Below are 16572 nucleotides of genomic sequence, written 5' to 3' on the forward strand. Positions count from 1 at the left end.
ATGCGGTACGACGATCCCTGGTACGACGCCCTCGCCTCCGGATGGGGTGAGTCGGACGTCACGGGCGCTCCTGACGCCGCTGCGCCGGTCGCGGCCGACGTGTACCTCGAGGTGCAGCGCAGTGCGGCCTTCCAGGAGGTGCGCAGGCGGTATCGCAGGTTCGTGGTGCCGGCGGTCGTCCTGTTCCTCTCCTGGTACGCGGCGTACGTCGTGACCGCCACGGCCGCGCCGGGGCTGATGGCCCGGCCCGTGGCGGGTGCCGTGAACGTCGCGATGGTGGCGGGGCTCGGACAGTTCCTCACCACCTTCCTGCTCACCTGGGCCTACGCCCGCCACGCGCGGCTGCGCCGGGACCGCGCGGCACTCGAACTTCGCTGGGACACCCAGGAGTTGACGCGCGTCACACGGGGTGGTGCCTCGTGACGGGTGATCACCAGACCCTGGCACTACTGCTGTTCAGCGTGTTCGTCGCGATCACCCTGGCGATCACGACGTGGGTGAGCCGCAAGCGGCGTGGTTCGGCGGAGGAGTTCTATGCGGGCGGTCGGCTCTTCTCGCCCATGGAGAATGGTTTTGCCATCGCCGGTGACTACATGTCCGCCGCCTCCTTCCTCGGCATCTCCGGTCTCATCGCCCTCTTCGGCTACGACGGGCTGCTGTACTCGGTGGGCTTCCTCGTGGCCTGGCTGGTCGTGCTGTTCCTGGTCGCCGAACTGGTGCGCAACTGCGGCCGGTTCACACTCGCCGACGTGGTCGCCGCGCGGATGAGGGAGCGCCCCGTGCGGATCGCCACGGGAACTTCCTCGGTCACCGTGTCCGTTCTGTATCTGGTGGCGCAGATGGTGGGCGCGGGCACCCTGGTCGCGCTGCTGCTCGGCGGCAAGGGCGAGGCGGCGCAGGCCTGGACCGTCATCGGCGTCGGCGCGCTCATGGTGATCTACGTGTCGTTGGGAGGGATGCGGGCCACCACCTGGATCCAGATCGTCAAGTCCGTCCTGCTGCTCGGCGGGACTGTCGCGTTGACCGTGCTCGTCCTGCTGCGCTTCGACGGCGACTTCGACCGACTGCTGCTCACGGCGGCCGAGCGCAGTGGTCACGGTGCCGCCTTCCTGGCGCCCGGTCTGAAGTACGGCGGGGACTGGACGGCGCGGCTCGACTTCATCAGCCTGGGCCTCGCGCTGGTGCTGGGCACCGCCGGGCTGCCGCACATCCTGTCCCGCTTCTTCACCGTGCCCACCGCCCGCGCGGCACGGCGCTCCGTGGTGTGGGCGATCGGACTCATCGGCGGCTTCTATCTGATGACCATCGTCCTGGGCTTCGGGGCGGCCGCGATCGTCGGTCCCGAGGCCGTGCGCGGCTCGAACGCGGCCGGGAACACGGCGGTTCCGCTGCTCGCCCTCGATCTGGGCGGCGGCGCGGATTCCACCGGAGGAACGGTTCTCTTCGCCGTCGTCGCCGCCATCGCCTTCGCGACGATCCTCGCGGTGGTCGCCGGAATCACCCTGTCCTCCTCGGCCTCCGTTGCCCACGACCTGTACGCCTCGCTGCGGCGCAGGCACGCGAAGCCCCGCAGCGAGGTGGCCGTGGCGCGCGTAGCCGCGGTCGGCATCGGCGTGATCGCGATCGCCCTCGGACTGCTGGCCCGCGATCTCAACGTCGCCTTCCTGGTGGGCCTGGCCTTCGCCGTCGCCGCGTCCGCCAATCTGCCGGTGCTGCTGTACTCGCTGTTCTGGCGGGACTTCACCACGCGAGGTGCCGTATGGGCCGTGCACGGCGGCCTGTTCCCGGCCGTGGTGCTCGTGGTGCTGTCGCCGGTGGTGTCGGGCAGCCCCGAATCGCTGTTCCCCGGCGTCGACTTCCAGTACTTCCCCCTGCAGAACCCCGGCCTCGTCTCGATCCCGCTGGGCTTCGTCGCGGGCTGGCTCGGCACGGTCACCTCGGCGGAGGTCCCCGACGAGGCCAAACACGCGGAGACCGAGGTGCGGTCGTTGACCGGGGCGGGAGCCGTCTAGGGGTGGCGGCCGGTCGGGGCGGCACCTTCATCGTCGGCCGGCTGATATTTGGGCGGCCGGAATCCGTACAAGGGGTGGGCACGGTCCCTTCCCCCGCCCCCACGGGCCGTGCCTCAGGCGCGGGTCGCCCACACGTAACGGTGTTCCGGGCGACCCGCGTCGCCGTATTTGAGGGTGAGGCGGGCCCGTCCCGTGCGCTCCAGGAGCTTGAGATAGCGCTGGGCGGTCTGGCGGCTCACCCCCGTCCGCTCGGCGATCTCCTGGGCCGACAGAGGGCCTTCGGCGTTCATCAGGGAGCGGCGTACGAGCTCCGCGGTGGTGGGGGAGTGGCCCTTGGGCAGGTCGGGCTCCGAGGGCGTGGACAGGGCGCCGAAGATGCGGTCCACCTCGGCCTGTTCCGCCTCGCCGCCGCCGTCGAGGGTGCGCCGCAGCTCCGCGTACGCCTCCAGCTTGGCGCGCAGGCCCGCGAAGGCGAAGGGCTTCACCAGGTACTGGAGCGCGCCGTGCCGCATCGCCGCCTGCACCGTCGACACGTCCCGGGCCGCCGTCACCATGATCACGTCGGTCTGGTGGCCGCGCCGCCGCATCTCCTGGACGACCGACAGCCCCGTCTCGTCGGGCAGGTAGTGATCCATGAGGACCAGGTCCAGCCGCGGCAGCTCCTCCACCTGGCGCAGCGCCTCGGCCGCGCTGTGCGCCTCGCCCGCCACATGGAAGCCCGGCACCTTCTCGACGTAGGCGGCGTTGACCCGCGCCACGCGCGTGTCGTCGTCCACGACCAGGACCTCGATCATCGCGACTCCTCCTCGGCGACGGTCTGCGGATCCGACGGCACGGTGAGGGCCGGTTCCAGGTCCGGCTCGGCCAGCGCCTCGGGCAGTACGACGGTGAACTCCGCGCCTCCGCCGGCCGCCTCGCCCACCGTCGCGCTGCCGCCCTGTCGTTCGGCGAGCCTGCGCACGAGGGAGAGCCCGATGCCACGCTCGCGGTGGGCCGGGCGCTTCTTGGTGGACCACCCCTCGGTGAAGACCGCCTCACGGTGCTCCTCGGGGATGCCGGGCCCGGTGTCGCGCACCCTGAGGGTCGCGGTACGGCCCTCGGCACGCAATTCGACCTCCACGCGCGCGTGCGCTGTGCCCGCGACGGCGTCGAGTGCGTTGTCCACCAGGTTGCCGACGATCGTGACCAGCCCTCGGGGGTCGATCAGCCGGTTCGGGAGCCCCGTCCGGTCCGAGAGGCGCAGCGCGACGCCGCGCTCGGCCGCCACCGTCGCCTTGCCGACCAGCAGGGCGGCGAGCAGCGGGTCCTGGATCTTCTCGGCGACCTGCTCCGCGGTGTCCCGGTGGTCGCCGACCACCTCGCCGACGAACTCCACGGCGTCGTCGTACATCTCCAGTTCGAGCAGCCCCAGGAGCGTGTGCATCCGGTTCGCGTGTTCATGATCCTGGGCGCGCAGGGCGTCGATCAGGCCGCGCGTGGAGTCGAGTTCGCGGCCGAGCTGCTCCAGCTCGGTGCGGTCGCGCAGGGTGGCGACGGCGCCACCGTCGTCGGTGGGCATGCGGTTGGCGACCAGGACGCGCTGACCGCGGACCGTGAGCAGATCGGTGCCTGTCACCCGGCCGGCCAGCACATCGGTCGTACGGCCTTCACCGAGCGCCTCGTCGAGGGAGCGGCCGACGGCCTCGTCCCCGATGCCCAGCAGGCGCTGCGCCTCATCGTTGAGGAGCCGGATACGGCCGCCGCGGTCCAGGGCGACGACGCCCTCCCGGATGCCGTGCAGCATCGCCTCGCGCTCCGCGAGCAGTGCCGAGATGTCGGAGAAGGCCAGGTCCCGGGTCTGCCGCTGGACCCGGCGGGAGATGAGCCAGGCCGCCAGCGCGCCGACCGCCAGGGCGCCGCCCGCGTATGCGAACAGCCCGGGGATCGCGTGCAGCAGCCGGGCTCGCACGCTGTCATAGGCGATACCGACCGAGACCGCCCCGACGATCCGGCCGTCGCTGTCGCGCAGCGGGACCTTGCCGCGGGCCGTGCGGCCGAGGGTGCCGTCGTCGATCTGCATGACCTCGTGGCCGGCGAGGGCCTGGCCCGGGTCGGTCGAGACGGTCCTGCCGATCTCGCTAGGGGTGGGATGGGACCAGCGCACCCCGCGCCGGTCCATCACGACGATGTACTCGGCCTTGGTGGCCTTACGGATCCGCTCCGCCTCCCGCTGGACCGGGCCGCCGGCCGTCGCGGGCGTGCTCACCAGGTCCTCGGCAATCTGCGGCTGGACCGCGGTGGTCTGCGCGATCGACAGCGCGCGGCGCATCGCCTGGTCGTCCAGCTGGTCGCTGAGCGGAGCGAGGAACAGGCCGGTCGCGAGCACCGCGACTCCCGCGGCGATCGCCACCTGCATCAGCAGCACCTGTGCGAACATCCGCCGGGGCAGACCGAGGCGCAGGCGACGTGCGGGGGGAGTGGGGCTCATACCCACGACGGTACGTGGGCGTGCGGGAAGTCCCGTAGAGGGATGTGGTGTGGATCTCTTGATCAATGTGCTGATCAATGTCGGGCGGTCGATCTACGTCGTGATCAATGTCGGGCAGCCTGTCCACCTTCGGGCGACCCGGTACGCCCCGTCAGCTCGCGAGCGCCGCCGTCATCGTGAGTTCGCGCACCGCCACCACGTCCATCCGCGCGGGCGAGCCCAGCACCGACGCCCCACAGCTCTCGGGGCGGGGCGGCCCGGAGGCGCCCTGGGCCACCACGACCCGCCAGTGGCGTCCGTCCACGTGGGCAACCGTCACCTCCCAGCGCGGGGCCGCGCCGTCCGTCCGTACGACGCTCAGCGCCTCCGCGGCAGCCTCGCCCGTGGCCGTGCGAACGGCCAGCTCGGCGGCCTGACCCGGCCGCTCCCAGGCCGAGTTCCCGCGGCAGCCCTCGACGACGATCCGGCCCTCCTGGACGCTGTGCAGAACCTCCTTGACGGCGTGGGCCTGCGCCCGGCCGTACGCGTAGCCGTACGGCAGCACGAGCAGCGTCGGTGAGAACCGGTGTCCACCCAGATGGGTGACCTCCCAGACGCCGTCCACGCCGGAGGCGGTGAGCTCGGCCGCGAGAGGGCGGCCGAGAAGTGCGCAGCAGCGGTCCCGCTTGCCGTTGGTGCAGACGAGGGCGAGCGGATCGCCGGTGTGGGGCCGCCCCTGGAGCACCGAGTCGAAGGCGTGGTGGTCTCCCCTGCCGAGGGCGGCGAAGTCCAGGTCGAGCAGCTGCTGCGGGTCGCGGGTCGTGGCCGCGTGCAGCCATACGTTGCCGGGCACGGTGTGGGCCGCGTAGATCTGGCGCTTGGCCGGGGTCCCGCAGTCTGCATGCCGCCCGGGGCGGCGAATCAGCGCGACGCGCACGCCCGTGCCCTTCGTGGCCGCCTCCAGGGCGCGGCCGAGCGCGGGGTCCAGGTGGCTCTGGGTGAGCGCCTTGGCACCCCACGGACCGGGCTGTTCCACGAGCAGCCAGGTCGTCGCGGTCGCCGCGGTCCCCGCGATGGGCTCGTCGAGGTCCTGCGAGACGGTTGAGCACGTACTCACAGAGGTGAGCCTAACCTGACTTGAGTCCGGGCGGCTTCCCGAGGGTGCTTTTGTCGTGCCGACGGGAGTGTTCGGCGGTACTGGGGGAGTGTTCGGCGGGTCCTACTCCAGCAGGTGGTGTCCTGCTCAGGCGGTGGTGTCCTGCTTCGGCGGTGGGTCCTATACCGGCGGTGGGTCCTACTCCGGGAGGGGCTGAGGCGGCTTCGGGCCTGTGTAGTGCCCGCTCGGCCGCATCCGCAGCGGGCGCTCCCCGTACTCCTCCAGGGCGTGGGCGACCCAGCCTGCCGTGCGGGCCACGGCGAAGATCGTTTCGCCTGCCGTGAAGGGCATCGCGGAGGACGCCGTGAACACGGCCAGGGCCAGGTCGACGTTGGCGTGCAGCGGGGCGTGGCGGGCGGCCGTGGCGACGATGTCGCGGGCCGCGGCGAGGGCGGGCTCGGCGCGGGGGATCTCCTCCAGGAGCTCGAACAGGACACGCGCGCGTGGGTCCTTGCCGGGATAGAGCCGGTGACCGAGCCCCGGAATGCGCCGGCCGGCCCGCAGCTCCTCGGCGATCACGGGCCCCGCGTCGCCCTGGTCGAGCACCTCCATGATCAGCTTGTGGGCGAGGCCGCTGGCCGCGCCGTGCAGAGGGCCCTCGATCACGCCGAGCCCGGCGGAGACGGCCGCATAGGCGTGCGCGCGGGCCGACGCGGCGACGCGCACGGCGAGCGTCGAGGCGGCCAGGTCGTGGTCGACGAGCAGGGCGAGTGCCGTGTCCAGGACGCGCAGTCCGGCCTCGTCGGCGGTCTGCCCGCTCAGTCGGCTCCACAGACGGTGCGTGAGAGAGCCCTCGTCGCGATAGGGGTACCCCGGGCGTGTGAGGGCGGCGACCAGGGTGGGGATGAGGATGCGGGCGGTGCCGAGCACGGCCTCCTCGGACAGGTCGAAGCGCAGCGGGTCCACCGCCGCGGCGGCGATCGCCGCGACCCGCAACCGGTCGGTGGGGCCCGCGTGTTCGGGCAGGGCCTCGACGGCGCGCCGGGCGGCGGTGACGGAGGCCTCGGGGGCGGCGAAGGTCACGCCGCGGCGCAACCGGCCGGTCCAGAGCCACTCGGCGACCTCTTCGTAGGAGTACCGGGCGGCCAGTTCGGTGGCGTCCACGCCCCTGAAGTAGTAGCGGTCGGTGTCGATGAAGGTGAGGCCGGTCCGCACCGACAGCTCGCCGCCGGAGCCCGAACCGGCCGCGCTCTCCCGCTTGTTGCGCCGGGCGAGCGTCTCGACCTCCTTCGCGTCGAAGGTGCTGCCCCGCCCGCCGGGCACGCGGCGGCTGCTGAGGTGACCGCGGCTCACGTACGCGTACACGGTCTCGGGCTTCACGCCGAGCAGCTCGGCGGCCTCCTGGGTGGTCAGCCGCCGCCCCGCCGGGCCGGGTTCTTGATCGCGCATGGGGTCACCGTATCCAGGCCGCAGAACATTGATCCTTATATTGATTTAATCAATATTGACAGAGAAACAGTCAAGCATGGACAGTCGAATCAAGTCCAGGGAGGAAATCATGTCCGTCAACAGGTCAGCAGCCGCGCTCGTCGACGTGCCACGTGGACTCGCGGGCGTCGTCGTCACCGACACCGAGGTCGGCGACGTCCGGGGGCTCGAGGGCTTCTACCACTACCGCCAGTACTCGGCCGTCGAACTCGCGCAGACCCGCCCCTTCGAGGACGTCTGGCACCTCCTCGTCCACGGTGAGCTGCCGGACGCCGAACGCGCAGCCGCCTTCGCCGCCGAGACCGCCGCGCTGAGGCGGCTCCCCGACGAGGTGCGGGCGGCCCTGCCCGCGATCGTGGCGGCGAGCGGACGCTCCGGCCCGCTGGCCGGCCTGCGCACCGCGCTGTCCCTGCTGGGCGCGGCGAAAGGCTTCCGGCCGGTGTACGACATCGACGCCGACGAGCGCCGCCGGGACACCCTCGTCGCGGCCGCGGCCGTACCGACGCTGCTCACCGCACTGCACCGGCTGGGCAGCGGACTTGATCCTGTTGAGCCCCGTGAGGATCTGTCGTACGCGGCGAACTACCTGTACATGTTGACGGGATCGGAGCCCGACCCGAGGCGGGCGCGGGCGGTCGAGCAATACTTGATCTCGACCATCGACCATGGATTCAATGCGTCAACCTTCACGGCCCGCGTCATCACCTCCACGGGCGCGGACGTCGCTGCCTGCCTGGCCGGAGCCGTGGGCGCGCTGTCGGGGCCGCTGCACGGCGGCGCCCCCAGTCGCGCGCTGGACACGCTGGACGCGATCGGCACTCCCGACCGTATCGACACCTGGATACGCGAACGGGTTCTCGCCGGCGGCCGCATCATGGGCTTCGGCCACCCCGTCTACCGCACCGAGGACCCCCGTTCCCGGATGCTCCGCGAGATCGCCCAGAACTTCGGCGGCCCGCGAGTCGACTTCGCCGTGGAGGTCGAACGGCGCGTGGAGGCGATCCTCGCCGAGCTGAAGCCCGGCCGCGAACTCCATACGAACGTCGAGTTCTACGCGGGCGTCGTCATGGAGCTGTGTGGTCTGCCGCGCGAGATGTTCACCCCGACGTTCGCCGCGGCGCGGGTCGTGGGCTGGAGCGCCAACATCCTGGAACAGGCACAGGACTCGAAAATCATCAGGCCGGTGGCGCGGTATGTGGGGCCGGGGGCGCCGGTGAAGGTGCCGGAGGCGGGAGGCCACCGAGAGGTCCACGACAACGCGATGAGGGCGCGACTGGGTGACTTTTCTCCAAAAACAATGAACTCCTGAGGACCAGTCATTAACCTGCTCCCCACTAGTATGCCCAGCCTCCTAAGGACCCCCTTTGAAGATCGTGCGCCGCATCGGTGTGCCTCCAAGCGCCCGAGGCAGTAGTTCAGGAGCTACCTGCCCGGACGTGTTCGAACTCAGCGACGGCAACTTCGCTGTCATCGGCACCGAGGCCACCGAGGCGCTTGAGCCGGAACTGCCCGCCGATGCCGCCCGCGCCGACTACGAGCGCATCGTCATCGTCAGCCGGGAGACTCTCATCCGCGCCAAGGCAGACATCCCCGACGCCTGAGACCACCGCACGAGCACGGGTCCACCTCAGACCCGTACCATCCGCCCGCCCCGGCCGCGCGCAACCGTAGCGAGCCGGGCCGCCCCCGGCGGGCAGCCGGCACCCCGTCACTGCTCGCTCTCCACCGATAAGGCCTGGCGCCAGAAGCACCAGGCCACACGAGTTTCGCAGGTCACAAGCGTTTCTCAGACCGTCGCGGGCGTACTGGTCCGGGCCTTCCGGTCAGTTTGTCGGCGGATCGCCGACGACCCACCACTCGTCGGTGTCGGATTCGTCGAGATCCCGGACGAGGCCATCCACCATGTGCCCCAGCTGGGCCTCCACGGACGACTCGTCCAGGCTGGCGCGCATATGCCGCGACGCCTCCCAGTACTCGCGGAAGACCGGACTCTGGAAGAACTCCCGCAGCCGCGTGTACAGCTCCTCCCGATCCAGGAGTTCTGCCTGGTAGAGGTGGTAGAGGTGGACGTACCAAGCGTTGGCATAGAAGAACTGGCGACGCCTCTCCGCCGGGATGTTCTGGTCGTATGTGTCGATCACCGCGGCGAGGGAGGGATCGTCGATCGCCCTCACCAGCAACTCCCAGTGCATGCGCTGTTGATGGGCCAGGGCCGTCCGCCGAATGGCCAGCTCCTCTAGCTCCAGCTGCCTCTCGTGCAGACGTGCCTTCTCCGACCGCCAATGATGCGCTGCCAGTGCCACAGTGCTGGTGGCAGCCAAGAGAGTGAGCGTGGCGGAACCCAGCCTCCGTGCACATCGCTTCCGTGTGGCCATGTCAATCCCCGATTCAGGCGGCCGTCCGCCGGTCGTCGGGGTGCGGGTCGACTGGAGGGGACCGGCGAGCGGTGGGCGGCGCTTGCCGTCTCCCAGAGTGCCGAGCGGCTCTGATCGGCGGGGAGGCGGAGAGGAGGCGCACGGAGGGAAGCGAGGGTCGCACGCTCCGGCGCCTTGCCCAACGTCTGCCCGGCAAGTGCTGCTAACAATCGTTCACTTCGCGGCGTTTCTTGCGGCTCGTATCCTGGGGCGGCATTCAACCTTCGTATGCGCGCCGAGCCGCGAGCCGGTGCACCCGTCGGCGTGAGAAAGGTCGCACGTTGAGTCAGCCGAGCCCCGGTCCGCAGCAGATTCCGGTCGTCGTACTCGCCGGATTCCTCGGTTCCGGCAAGACGACTCTGCTCAACCACCTCCTCCATCGCAGTGGAGGCACCCGTATCGGCGCCATCGTCAATGACTTCGGCGCCATCGAGATCGACGCCATGGCCGTCGCCGGCGCACTCGGCGACTCCACCGTCTCCCTCGGGAACGGCTGTCTGTGCTGCGCGGTGGATGCCGGTGAGCTGGACGTGTACCTGGAGCGGCTCGCCCGCCCCGCCACCGGCATCGATGTCATCGTCATCGAGGCCAGCGGACTCGCCGAGCCCCAGGAACTCGTGCGCATGGTGCTCGCCAGTGAGCATCCGGGCATCGTGTACGGCGGGCTCGTCGAGGTCGTCGACGCCGCCGAGTTCGACGACACCCGCGCGAAGCACCCCGAGATCGACCGGCACCTCGCCCTCGCCGACCTCGTCGTGGTCAACAAGCTCGACCGGGCGCCGGACGGTGAGCGCGTCCTCGGACTGGTCCGTGAGCTCACCGACCGCGCCGCCGTCGTCCCCGCCACCTACGGCCGTATCGACCCCGCGTTCCTCTTCGACTGCCGGCCCAGCGAGGAGCGCATCGGGCAGCTGTCCTTCGACGACCTGCACGAGCGCAACGATCGGCACGAGCACGACGAGGACCACACCGGCCATCTGCACACCGGCTACGACAGCCTGTCCTTCACCTCCGAAGTCCCCCTCGACCCACGCCGGTTGATCGCGTTCCTCGACACCAGGCCCGAGGGGCTGTACCGGATCAAGGGGTACGTCGACTTCGGGCCCTGCGACGTACAGAACCGCTACGCCGTCCACGCCGTCGGCCGGTTCCTCCGCTTCTACCCGCAGCCGTGGGCGCCCGCCGACGCCCGCCTCACCCAGCTCGTGCTCATCGGCTCCGGCATCGACGCGGCCGCTCTCGGCAAGGAACTTCAGGCATGCAAGAGCGACGCCCCACACGCCGACGAGCAGGGCATGTGGGGCGTACTGCGCTACGTACAGGACCCGGAGGGCCAGGACGCGGAGGACTACGTACAGGACCCGGAGGAAGGGGCCTTCCAGGAGGCCTAGACCGGTCCGGCCACCACCGCCACCGTCTTCGGTAGCGACACGCCGGAGCCGTCGCGGCGCGGGTCGATGTCGGGGAGGTCGGCCGGGGAGCCGTTCTTCTGCGCGGCCCGTGCCGGGGCGGGGCCCGCCCAGGCCACGGACAGGCAGTCCTCGCCCTTCAGGAACCGCTGGCAGCGGACGCCTCCGGTGGCGCGGCCCTTGCGGGGGTACTGGTCGAACGGGGTCAGCTTGGCGGTCGTCTGGACGGAGTCGTCCAGCGTGCCGCGCGAACCCGCGACGGTGAAGACCACCGCGTCCGCCGCCGGGTCCACCGCGGTGAAGGAGATGACCTTCGCACCCTCGGCGAGCTTGATGCCCGCCATGCCACCGGCGGGACGGCCCTGCGGGCGGACCTGCGAGGCCTGGTAGCGCAGCAGCTGCGCGTCGTCCGTGATGAAGACCAGGTCCTCCTCACCGGTGCGCAGCTCGACCGCGCCGACGATCCGGTCGCCCTCCTTGAGGGTGATGACCTCCAACTCCTCCTTGTTGGACGGGTAGTCGGGCACCACGCGCTTGACGACGCCCTGTTCCGTGCCGAGCGCCAGACCCGGGGAGGACTCGTCGAGCGTGGTCAGGCAGACCACGGTCTCGCCGTCCTCCAGGGAGACGAACTCCGACAGCGGCGCGCCGCCCGAGAGGTTCGGTCTCGACGCGGTCTCCGGCAGCTGCGGCAGATCGACGACGTTGATCCGCAGCAGACGGCCCGCGGACGTCACCGCGCCCACCTCACCGCGGGCCGTGGCCGGCACCGCCGAGACGATCACGTCGTGCTTGGTGCGCTTGGCGTCCTCGGCCTCCGCGAAGGGGTCACCGTTCGCCGTACGGGCCAGCAGACCCGTCGAGGACAGCAGCACCCGGCACGGGTCGTCCGCCACCTGCAGCGGTACGGTCGCGGCCGGGGCGCCCGCCGACTCCAGCAGGACCGTACGCCGCTCGGTGCCGAACTTCTTGGCCACCGCGGCCAGTTCGGAGGAGACCAGCTTGCGCAGCTCCGCGTCCGACTCCAGGATCCGGGTCAGCTCGGCGATCTCCTGGTTGAGCCGGTCCTTCTCCGCCTCCAGCTCGATGCGGTCGTACTTGGTGAGACGGCGCAGCGGCGTGTCGAGGATGTACTGGGTCTGCACCTCGGACAGGGAGAAGCGCTCCATCAGGCGTTCCTTCGCCTGCGCGCTGTTCTCGCTGGAGCGGATCAGGCGGATGACCTCGTCGATGTCGACGAGCGCCGTGAGCAGGCCCTCGACCAGGTGCAGGCGGTCGCGCCGCTTGCTGCGTCGGAACTCGCTGCGGCGCCGTACGACCTCGAAGCGGTGGTCGAGGTAGACCTCCAGGAGCTCCTTGAGGCCCAGGGTGAGGGGCTGGCCGTCGACCAGCGCGACGTTGTTGATACCGAAGGACTCCTCCATCGGCGTCAGCTTGTACAGCTGCTCCAGGACCGCCTCCGGCACGAAGCCGTTCTTGATCTCGATGACCAGGCGCAGGCCGTGCGCGCGGTCGGTGAGGTCCTTGACGTCGGCGATGCCCTGCAGCTTCTTCGAGCCGACCAGGTCCTTGATCTTGGCGATCACCTTCTCCGGGCCGACCGTGAAAGGCAGCTCGGTGACGACGAGGCCCTTGCGGCGCGCCGTCACGTTCTCCACGGACACCGTGGCGCGGATCTTGAACGTGCCGCGGCCCGTCTCGTACGCGTCCCGGATGCCGGAGAGGCCGACGATCCGGCCGCCCGTGGGCAGGTCGGGGCCGGGGACGTACTTCATCAGGGCGTCCAGATCCGCGTTCGGGTGGCGGATCAGGTGGCGGGCGGCCGCGATGACCTCGGCGAGGTTGTGCGGCGGCATGTTCGTGGCCATGCCGACCGCGATGCCGGAGGCGCCGTTGACCAGCAGGTTCGGGAAGGCGGCGGGCAGGGCCACCGGCTCCCGCTCCTGGCCGTCGTAGTTGGGGACGAAGTCGACGGTGTCCTCGTCGATCGACTCGGTCATCAGACTCGTCGCCGCGGCCTGCCGGCACTCGGTGTACCGCATGGCGGCCGGCGGGTCGTCGTTGCCCAGCGAGCCGAAGTTGCCGTGGCCGTCGACCAGCGGGACGCGCATCGAGAAGGGCTGGGCCATGCGCACCAGGGCGTCGTAGATCGACGCGTCGCCGTGCGGGTGCAACTTACCCATGACCTCGCCGACGAGGCGGGCGCACTTCACATAGCCGCGGTCGGGGCGCAGGCCCATCTCGTTCATCTGGTAGACGATGCGACGGTGCACCGGCTTGAGACCGTCGCGGGCGTCCGGCAGGGCGCGGGAGTAGATGACCGAGTACGCGTACTCGAGGAAGGAGCCCTGCATCTCGTCGACGACGTCGATGTCGAGGATCCTCTCCTCGTACGAGTCGTCGGGCGGCGGGGTCTTCGTGCTGCGGCGGGCCATCGCTGCCGGCTCCTTAAGTTTCTGGTCGCTCGAGCGTTTGACGGGTCTGACGCGGACCATTGTGGACCGCGGCACTGACAACCACCGACCAGGATCCGATGTTGGGGTCCCGCCCGGCGTGCGAGAAGTGTCGCTCACGGCCCTGTCCTCCCGCGCAGAACCGGGAGGATTCGCCATCAACCATCCCCACCATCATGGCGCTTGGCACCGGCAGGACAGCTTGCGTAAAGGGCACCGGTGCCGATCTTCGGCTTCGGGGGCCGACCGCATCCGTGCGTTCGGACCCGGCGGAGGCAAGTCCGCGCCGCGTGACCGTTCACTCCCCGGAGTGATCGCCGGGTACCGGGCCCGGGGCCGCCGAGGAGGGCGTACCGGCACGGCGTTGTGACCGGGAACTTCGCCGACCCTTCGGACGCTGCATACAGTGGCAGGAGCTGAGCACGAACTGCTCGACACAACGCAGTGCACTTGACCGGAAGGACACCTTGCCCATGGGTCACACGGCCACACCGGAGGCACAATCCGGCGGCCTCACCGCGACGGAGCACCGCCTGGCCAACGGCCTGCGGGTAGTGCTCTCCGAGGACCACCTCACGCCGGTCGCGGCGGTCTGCCTCTGGTACGACGTCGGCTCCCGCCACGAGGTCAAGGGCCGTACCGGACTCGCCCACCTCTTCGAGCACCTGATGTTCCAGGGCTCGGGAAGCGTGAAGGGCACGGGTCACTTCGAGCTCGTCCAGGGCGCGGGCGGCTCGCCGAACGGCACCACCAGCTTCGAGCGCACCAACTACTTCGAGACCATGCCCGCCCACCAGCTGGAGCTCGCGCTGTGGCTGGAGGCCGACCGCATGGGCAGCCTCCTGGTGGCGCTCGACCAGGAGAACCTGGACAACCAGCGCGACGTCGTGAAGAACGAGCGCCGCCAGCGCTACGACAACGTCCCCTACGGCACGGCGTTCGAGAAGCTGACCGCCCTGTCGTACCCCGACGGACACCCGTACCACCACACGCCGATCGGCTCGATGGCCGACCTGGACGCGGCCAGTCTGGAGGACGCCCGCGCGTTCTTCCGCACCTACTACGCGCCCAACAACGCCGTCCTGTCGATCGTCGGCGACATCGACCCGGAGCAGACGCTCGCCTGGGTCGAGAAGTACTTCGGCTCCATCCCGGCCCACGACGGCAAGCCCGAGCCGCGCGACGGCTCGCTGCCCGACATCATCGGCGAGCAGCTGCGCGAGGTCGTCGAGGAGAACGTCCCCGCGCGCGCGATGATGGCCGCCTACCGGCTCCCCAAGGACGGCACGCGCGAGTGCGACGCGGCCGACCTGGCGCTGACCGTCCTCGGCGGCGGCGAGTCCTCCCGCCTCTACAACCGGCTCGTACGGCGCGACCGTACGGCCGTCGCGGCCGGGTTCGGCCTGCTGCGCCTGGCCGGTGCGCCCTCCCTGGGCTGGCTGGACGTGAAGACCTCCGGCGACGTCGAGGTGCCCGTCATCGAGGCGGCCGTCGACGAGGAGCTCGCCCGCTTCGCCGCGGAGGGCCCGACCGCCGAGGAGATGGAGCGCGCCCAGGCCCAGCTGGAGCGCGAGTGGCTGGACCGGCTCGGCACGGTCGCGGGCCGCGCCGACGAACTGTGCCGGTACGCCGTCCTGTTCGGCGACCCGCAGCTCGCGTTCACGGCCGTACAGCGCGTCCTCGAGGTCACCGCCGAGGAGGTGAAGGCCGTCGCCAAGGCCCGCCTGCGCCCCGACAACCGCGCGGTGCTCGTGTACGAGCCGGTCGCCGGCGAGGCCGAGGACCTTCAAGCCGCCGCCGACGGGGCCGCCCCCGCCGGGACCACCGACGAGAACGAGGAGTCGGCGCAGTGACCGAGCTCGCCAGCATGGAGTTCCACCCGCAGCCCCAGGCCGGCGAGGCCCGGCCCTGGGCGTTCCCGGCGCCCGAGCGCGGCAAGCTGGACAACGGCCTGACGGTCCTGCGCTGCCACCGCCCCGGCCAGCAGGTCATCGCCGTCGAGGTGCTCCTGGACACCCCCCTGGACGCCGAGCCGAAGGGCCTCGACGGCATCGCCACGATCATGGCGCGCGCCCTGTCCGAGGGCACCGACAAGCACACCGCCGAGGAGTTCGCCGCCGAGCTGGAGCGCTGCGGCGCCACCCTCGACGCCTACGCCGACCACCCCGGCGTCCGCGTCAGCCTCGAGGTGCCCGTCTCCCGTCTGCCGAAGGCGCTCGACCTGCTCGCCGACGCCCTCAGGGCGCCCGCCTTCCACGACGCCGAGGTCGAGCGCCTGGTACGCAACCGGCTCGACGAGATCCCGCACGAGCTGGCCAACCCCTCGCGCCGCGCCGCCAAGGAGCTCTCCAAGGAGCTGTTCCCGGCGACCTCGCGCATGTCCCGCCCGCGCCAGGGCACCGAGGACACGGTCGCGGGCATCGACTCCGCGGCCGTACGCGCCTTCTACGAGCGGCACGTGCGCCCCGCCACCTCCACCGTGGTGGTCGTCGGCGACCTCACCGGCGTCGACCTCGACGCCCTGCTCGGCGACAGTCTCGGCACCTGGACCGGTTCCGCGGCCGAGCCGCGGCCCGTCCCGCCGGTGACCGCCGACGACACCGGCCGCGTGGTCATCGTGGACCGTCCCGGCGCCGTCCAGACGCAGCTGCTGATCGGCCGCATCGGCCCCGACCGGCACGACCGCGTGTGGCCCGCGCAGGTGCTCGGCACGTACTGCCTCGGCGGCACCCTCACCTCCCGGCTGGACAAGGTCCTGCGCGAGGAGAAGGGCTACACCTACGGCGTGCGCGCGTTCGGGCAGGTCCTGCGCTCCGCCCCGGACGGCACGGGCGCCGCCATGCTCGCCATCAGCGGCTCCGTCGACACCCCGAACACAGGTCCCGCGCTGCAGGACCTGTGGACGGTGCTGCGCGGCGTCGCCGCCGAAGGGCTCACCGACGCCGAGCGGGACTTCGCCGTGCAGAACCTCGTCGGGGTGGCACCGCTGAAGTACGAGACGGCCGCCTCCGTGGCGAACACGCTGGCCGACCAGGTCGAGCAGCACCTGCCCGACGACTACCAGGCGACGCTGTACCAGCAGCTCGCCGCGACGGGCACCGTCGAGGCCACCGCCGCGGCCGTGAGCGCGTTCCCGGTGGACCGTCTGGTGACCATCCTCGTCGGCGACGCGGCCGAGATCCGGGAGCCCGTCGAGGCGCTCGGCATCGGCGAAGTCACCGTCGTGGCAGCCGAGTAGCGGACAGGCGCAGCGC

The 16572-nt window shown here is 71.0% G+C and carries 13 protein-coding genes; 7 read left to right on the forward strand and 6 right to left on the reverse strand.

The window, feature by feature from the left end; translation table 11 throughout:
- On the forward strand, positions 1–423 hold the full coding sequence (locus tag ACQEV2_RS31805; protein ID WP_433049109.1) for a DUF485 domain-containing protein: 423 nt from the start codon (positions 1–3) through the stop codon (positions 421–423).
- Entirely contained in the window at positions 420–2012 is a 1593-nt protein-coding gene (locus ACQEV2_RS31810; protein ID WP_433049112.1) for a solute symporter family protein, read from the forward strand. The genes ACQEV2_RS31805 and ACQEV2_RS31810 overlap by 4 nt, the downstream gene beginning before the upstream one ends.
- Before the next feature lie 113 nt (positions 2013–2125).
- Here ACQEV2_RS31810 and ACQEV2_RS31815 read toward each other — a convergent pair whose 3' ends face one another.
- The 4 genes from ACQEV2_RS31815 to ACQEV2_RS31830 form a co-directional block, all read right to left on the reverse strand.
- Positions 2126–2806: a response regulator gene (locus ACQEV2_RS31815; RefSeq protein ID WP_433049115.1), complete on the reverse strand. Its 681-nt coding sequence runs from the start codon at positions 2804–2806 to the stop codon at positions 2126–2128.
- Positions 2803–4479: an ATP-binding protein gene (locus tag ACQEV2_RS31820; RefSeq protein ID WP_433049118.1), complete on the reverse strand. Its 1677-nt coding sequence runs from the start codon at positions 4477–4479 to the stop codon at positions 2803–2805. Before ACQEV2_RS31820 ends, ACQEV2_RS31815 begins: the two co-directional genes overlap by 4 nt.
- Positions 4480–4630: 151 nt before the next feature.
- Positions 4631–5575, reverse strand: coding sequence for a sucrase ferredoxin (locus tag ACQEV2_RS31825; protein ID WP_433049121.1), 945 nt, complete (start codon positions 5573–5575; stop codon positions 4631–4633).
- Between the two features lie 177 nt (positions 5576–5752).
- A complete protein-coding gene (locus tag ACQEV2_RS31830; protein WP_433049124.1) occupies positions 5753–7003 on the reverse strand; it encodes a citrate synthase in 1251 nt (416 codons plus the stop codon).
- Between the two features lie 109 nt (positions 7004–7112).
- Between ACQEV2_RS31830 and ACQEV2_RS31835 the strand changes: the two genes are divergently transcribed.
- Complete coding sequence (locus ACQEV2_RS31835) at positions 7113–8351, forward strand: citrate synthase/methylcitrate synthase (protein ID WP_433049127.1); 1239 nt, start codon at positions 7113–7115, stop codon at positions 8349–8351.
- 55 nt (positions 8352–8406) lie between these two features.
- Positions 8407–8643, forward strand: a complete 237-nt coding sequence (locus ACQEV2_RS31840; RefSeq protein ID WP_031486357.1) for a hypothetical protein — start codon at positions 8407–8409, stop codon at positions 8641–8643.
- A 222-nt stretch (positions 8644–8865) separates the two neighbouring features.
- Here the strand turns inward: ACQEV2_RS31840 and ACQEV2_RS31845 are convergent, their stop codons facing one another.
- Positions 8866–9363, reverse strand: coding sequence for a DUF6082 family protein (locus ACQEV2_RS31845; RefSeq protein ID WP_433049130.1), 498 nt, complete (start codon positions 9361–9363; stop codon positions 8866–8868).
- Between the two features lie 374 nt (positions 9364–9737).
- Here ACQEV2_RS31845 and ACQEV2_RS31850 point away from each other — a divergent pair, with 374 nt between their 5' ends.
- Positions 9738–10847 carry a CobW family GTP-binding protein gene (locus ACQEV2_RS31850; protein WP_433049133.1) on the forward strand — a complete coding sequence of 370 codons (1110 nt, stop codon included), beginning with the start codon at positions 9738–9740 and terminating at the stop codon, positions 10845–10847.
- On the opposite strand, the gene ACQEV2_RS31855 is transcribed toward ACQEV2_RS31850, so the two are convergent.
- The gene (locus ACQEV2_RS31855) at positions 10844–13300 is read right to left on the reverse strand and encodes a DNA gyrase/topoisomerase IV subunit A (RefSeq protein ID WP_433049136.1); all 2457 of its coding nucleotides are present in this window, start codon (positions 13298–13300) and stop codon (positions 10844–10846) included. The genes ACQEV2_RS31850 and ACQEV2_RS31855 overlap by 4 nt on opposite strands.
- A gap of 491 nt (positions 13301–13791) precedes the next feature.
- On the opposite strand from ACQEV2_RS31855, the gene ACQEV2_RS31860 reads away from it, so the two are divergent.
- Together ACQEV2_RS31860 and ACQEV2_RS31865 are read left to right on the forward strand one after the other, a co-directional pair.
- Entirely contained in the window at positions 13792–15171 is a 1380-nt protein-coding gene (locus tag ACQEV2_RS31860; protein WP_433049139.1) for a M16 family metallopeptidase, read from the forward strand.
- Positions 15168–16556 (forward strand): M16 family metallopeptidase, encoded by a 1389-nt coding sequence (locus tag ACQEV2_RS31865; RefSeq protein WP_433049142.1) that lies wholly within the window; start codon positions 15168–15170, stop codon positions 16554–16556. Before ACQEV2_RS31860 ends, ACQEV2_RS31865 begins: the two co-directional genes overlap by 4 nt.
- The last annotated feature ends 16 nt before the right edge of the window (positions 16557–16572 follow it).

This window comes from Streptomyces sp. CA-251387, assembly GCF_050936625.1.
Classification (GTDB): domain Bacteria; phylum Actinomycetota; class Actinomycetes; order Streptomycetales; family Streptomycetaceae; genus Streptomyces.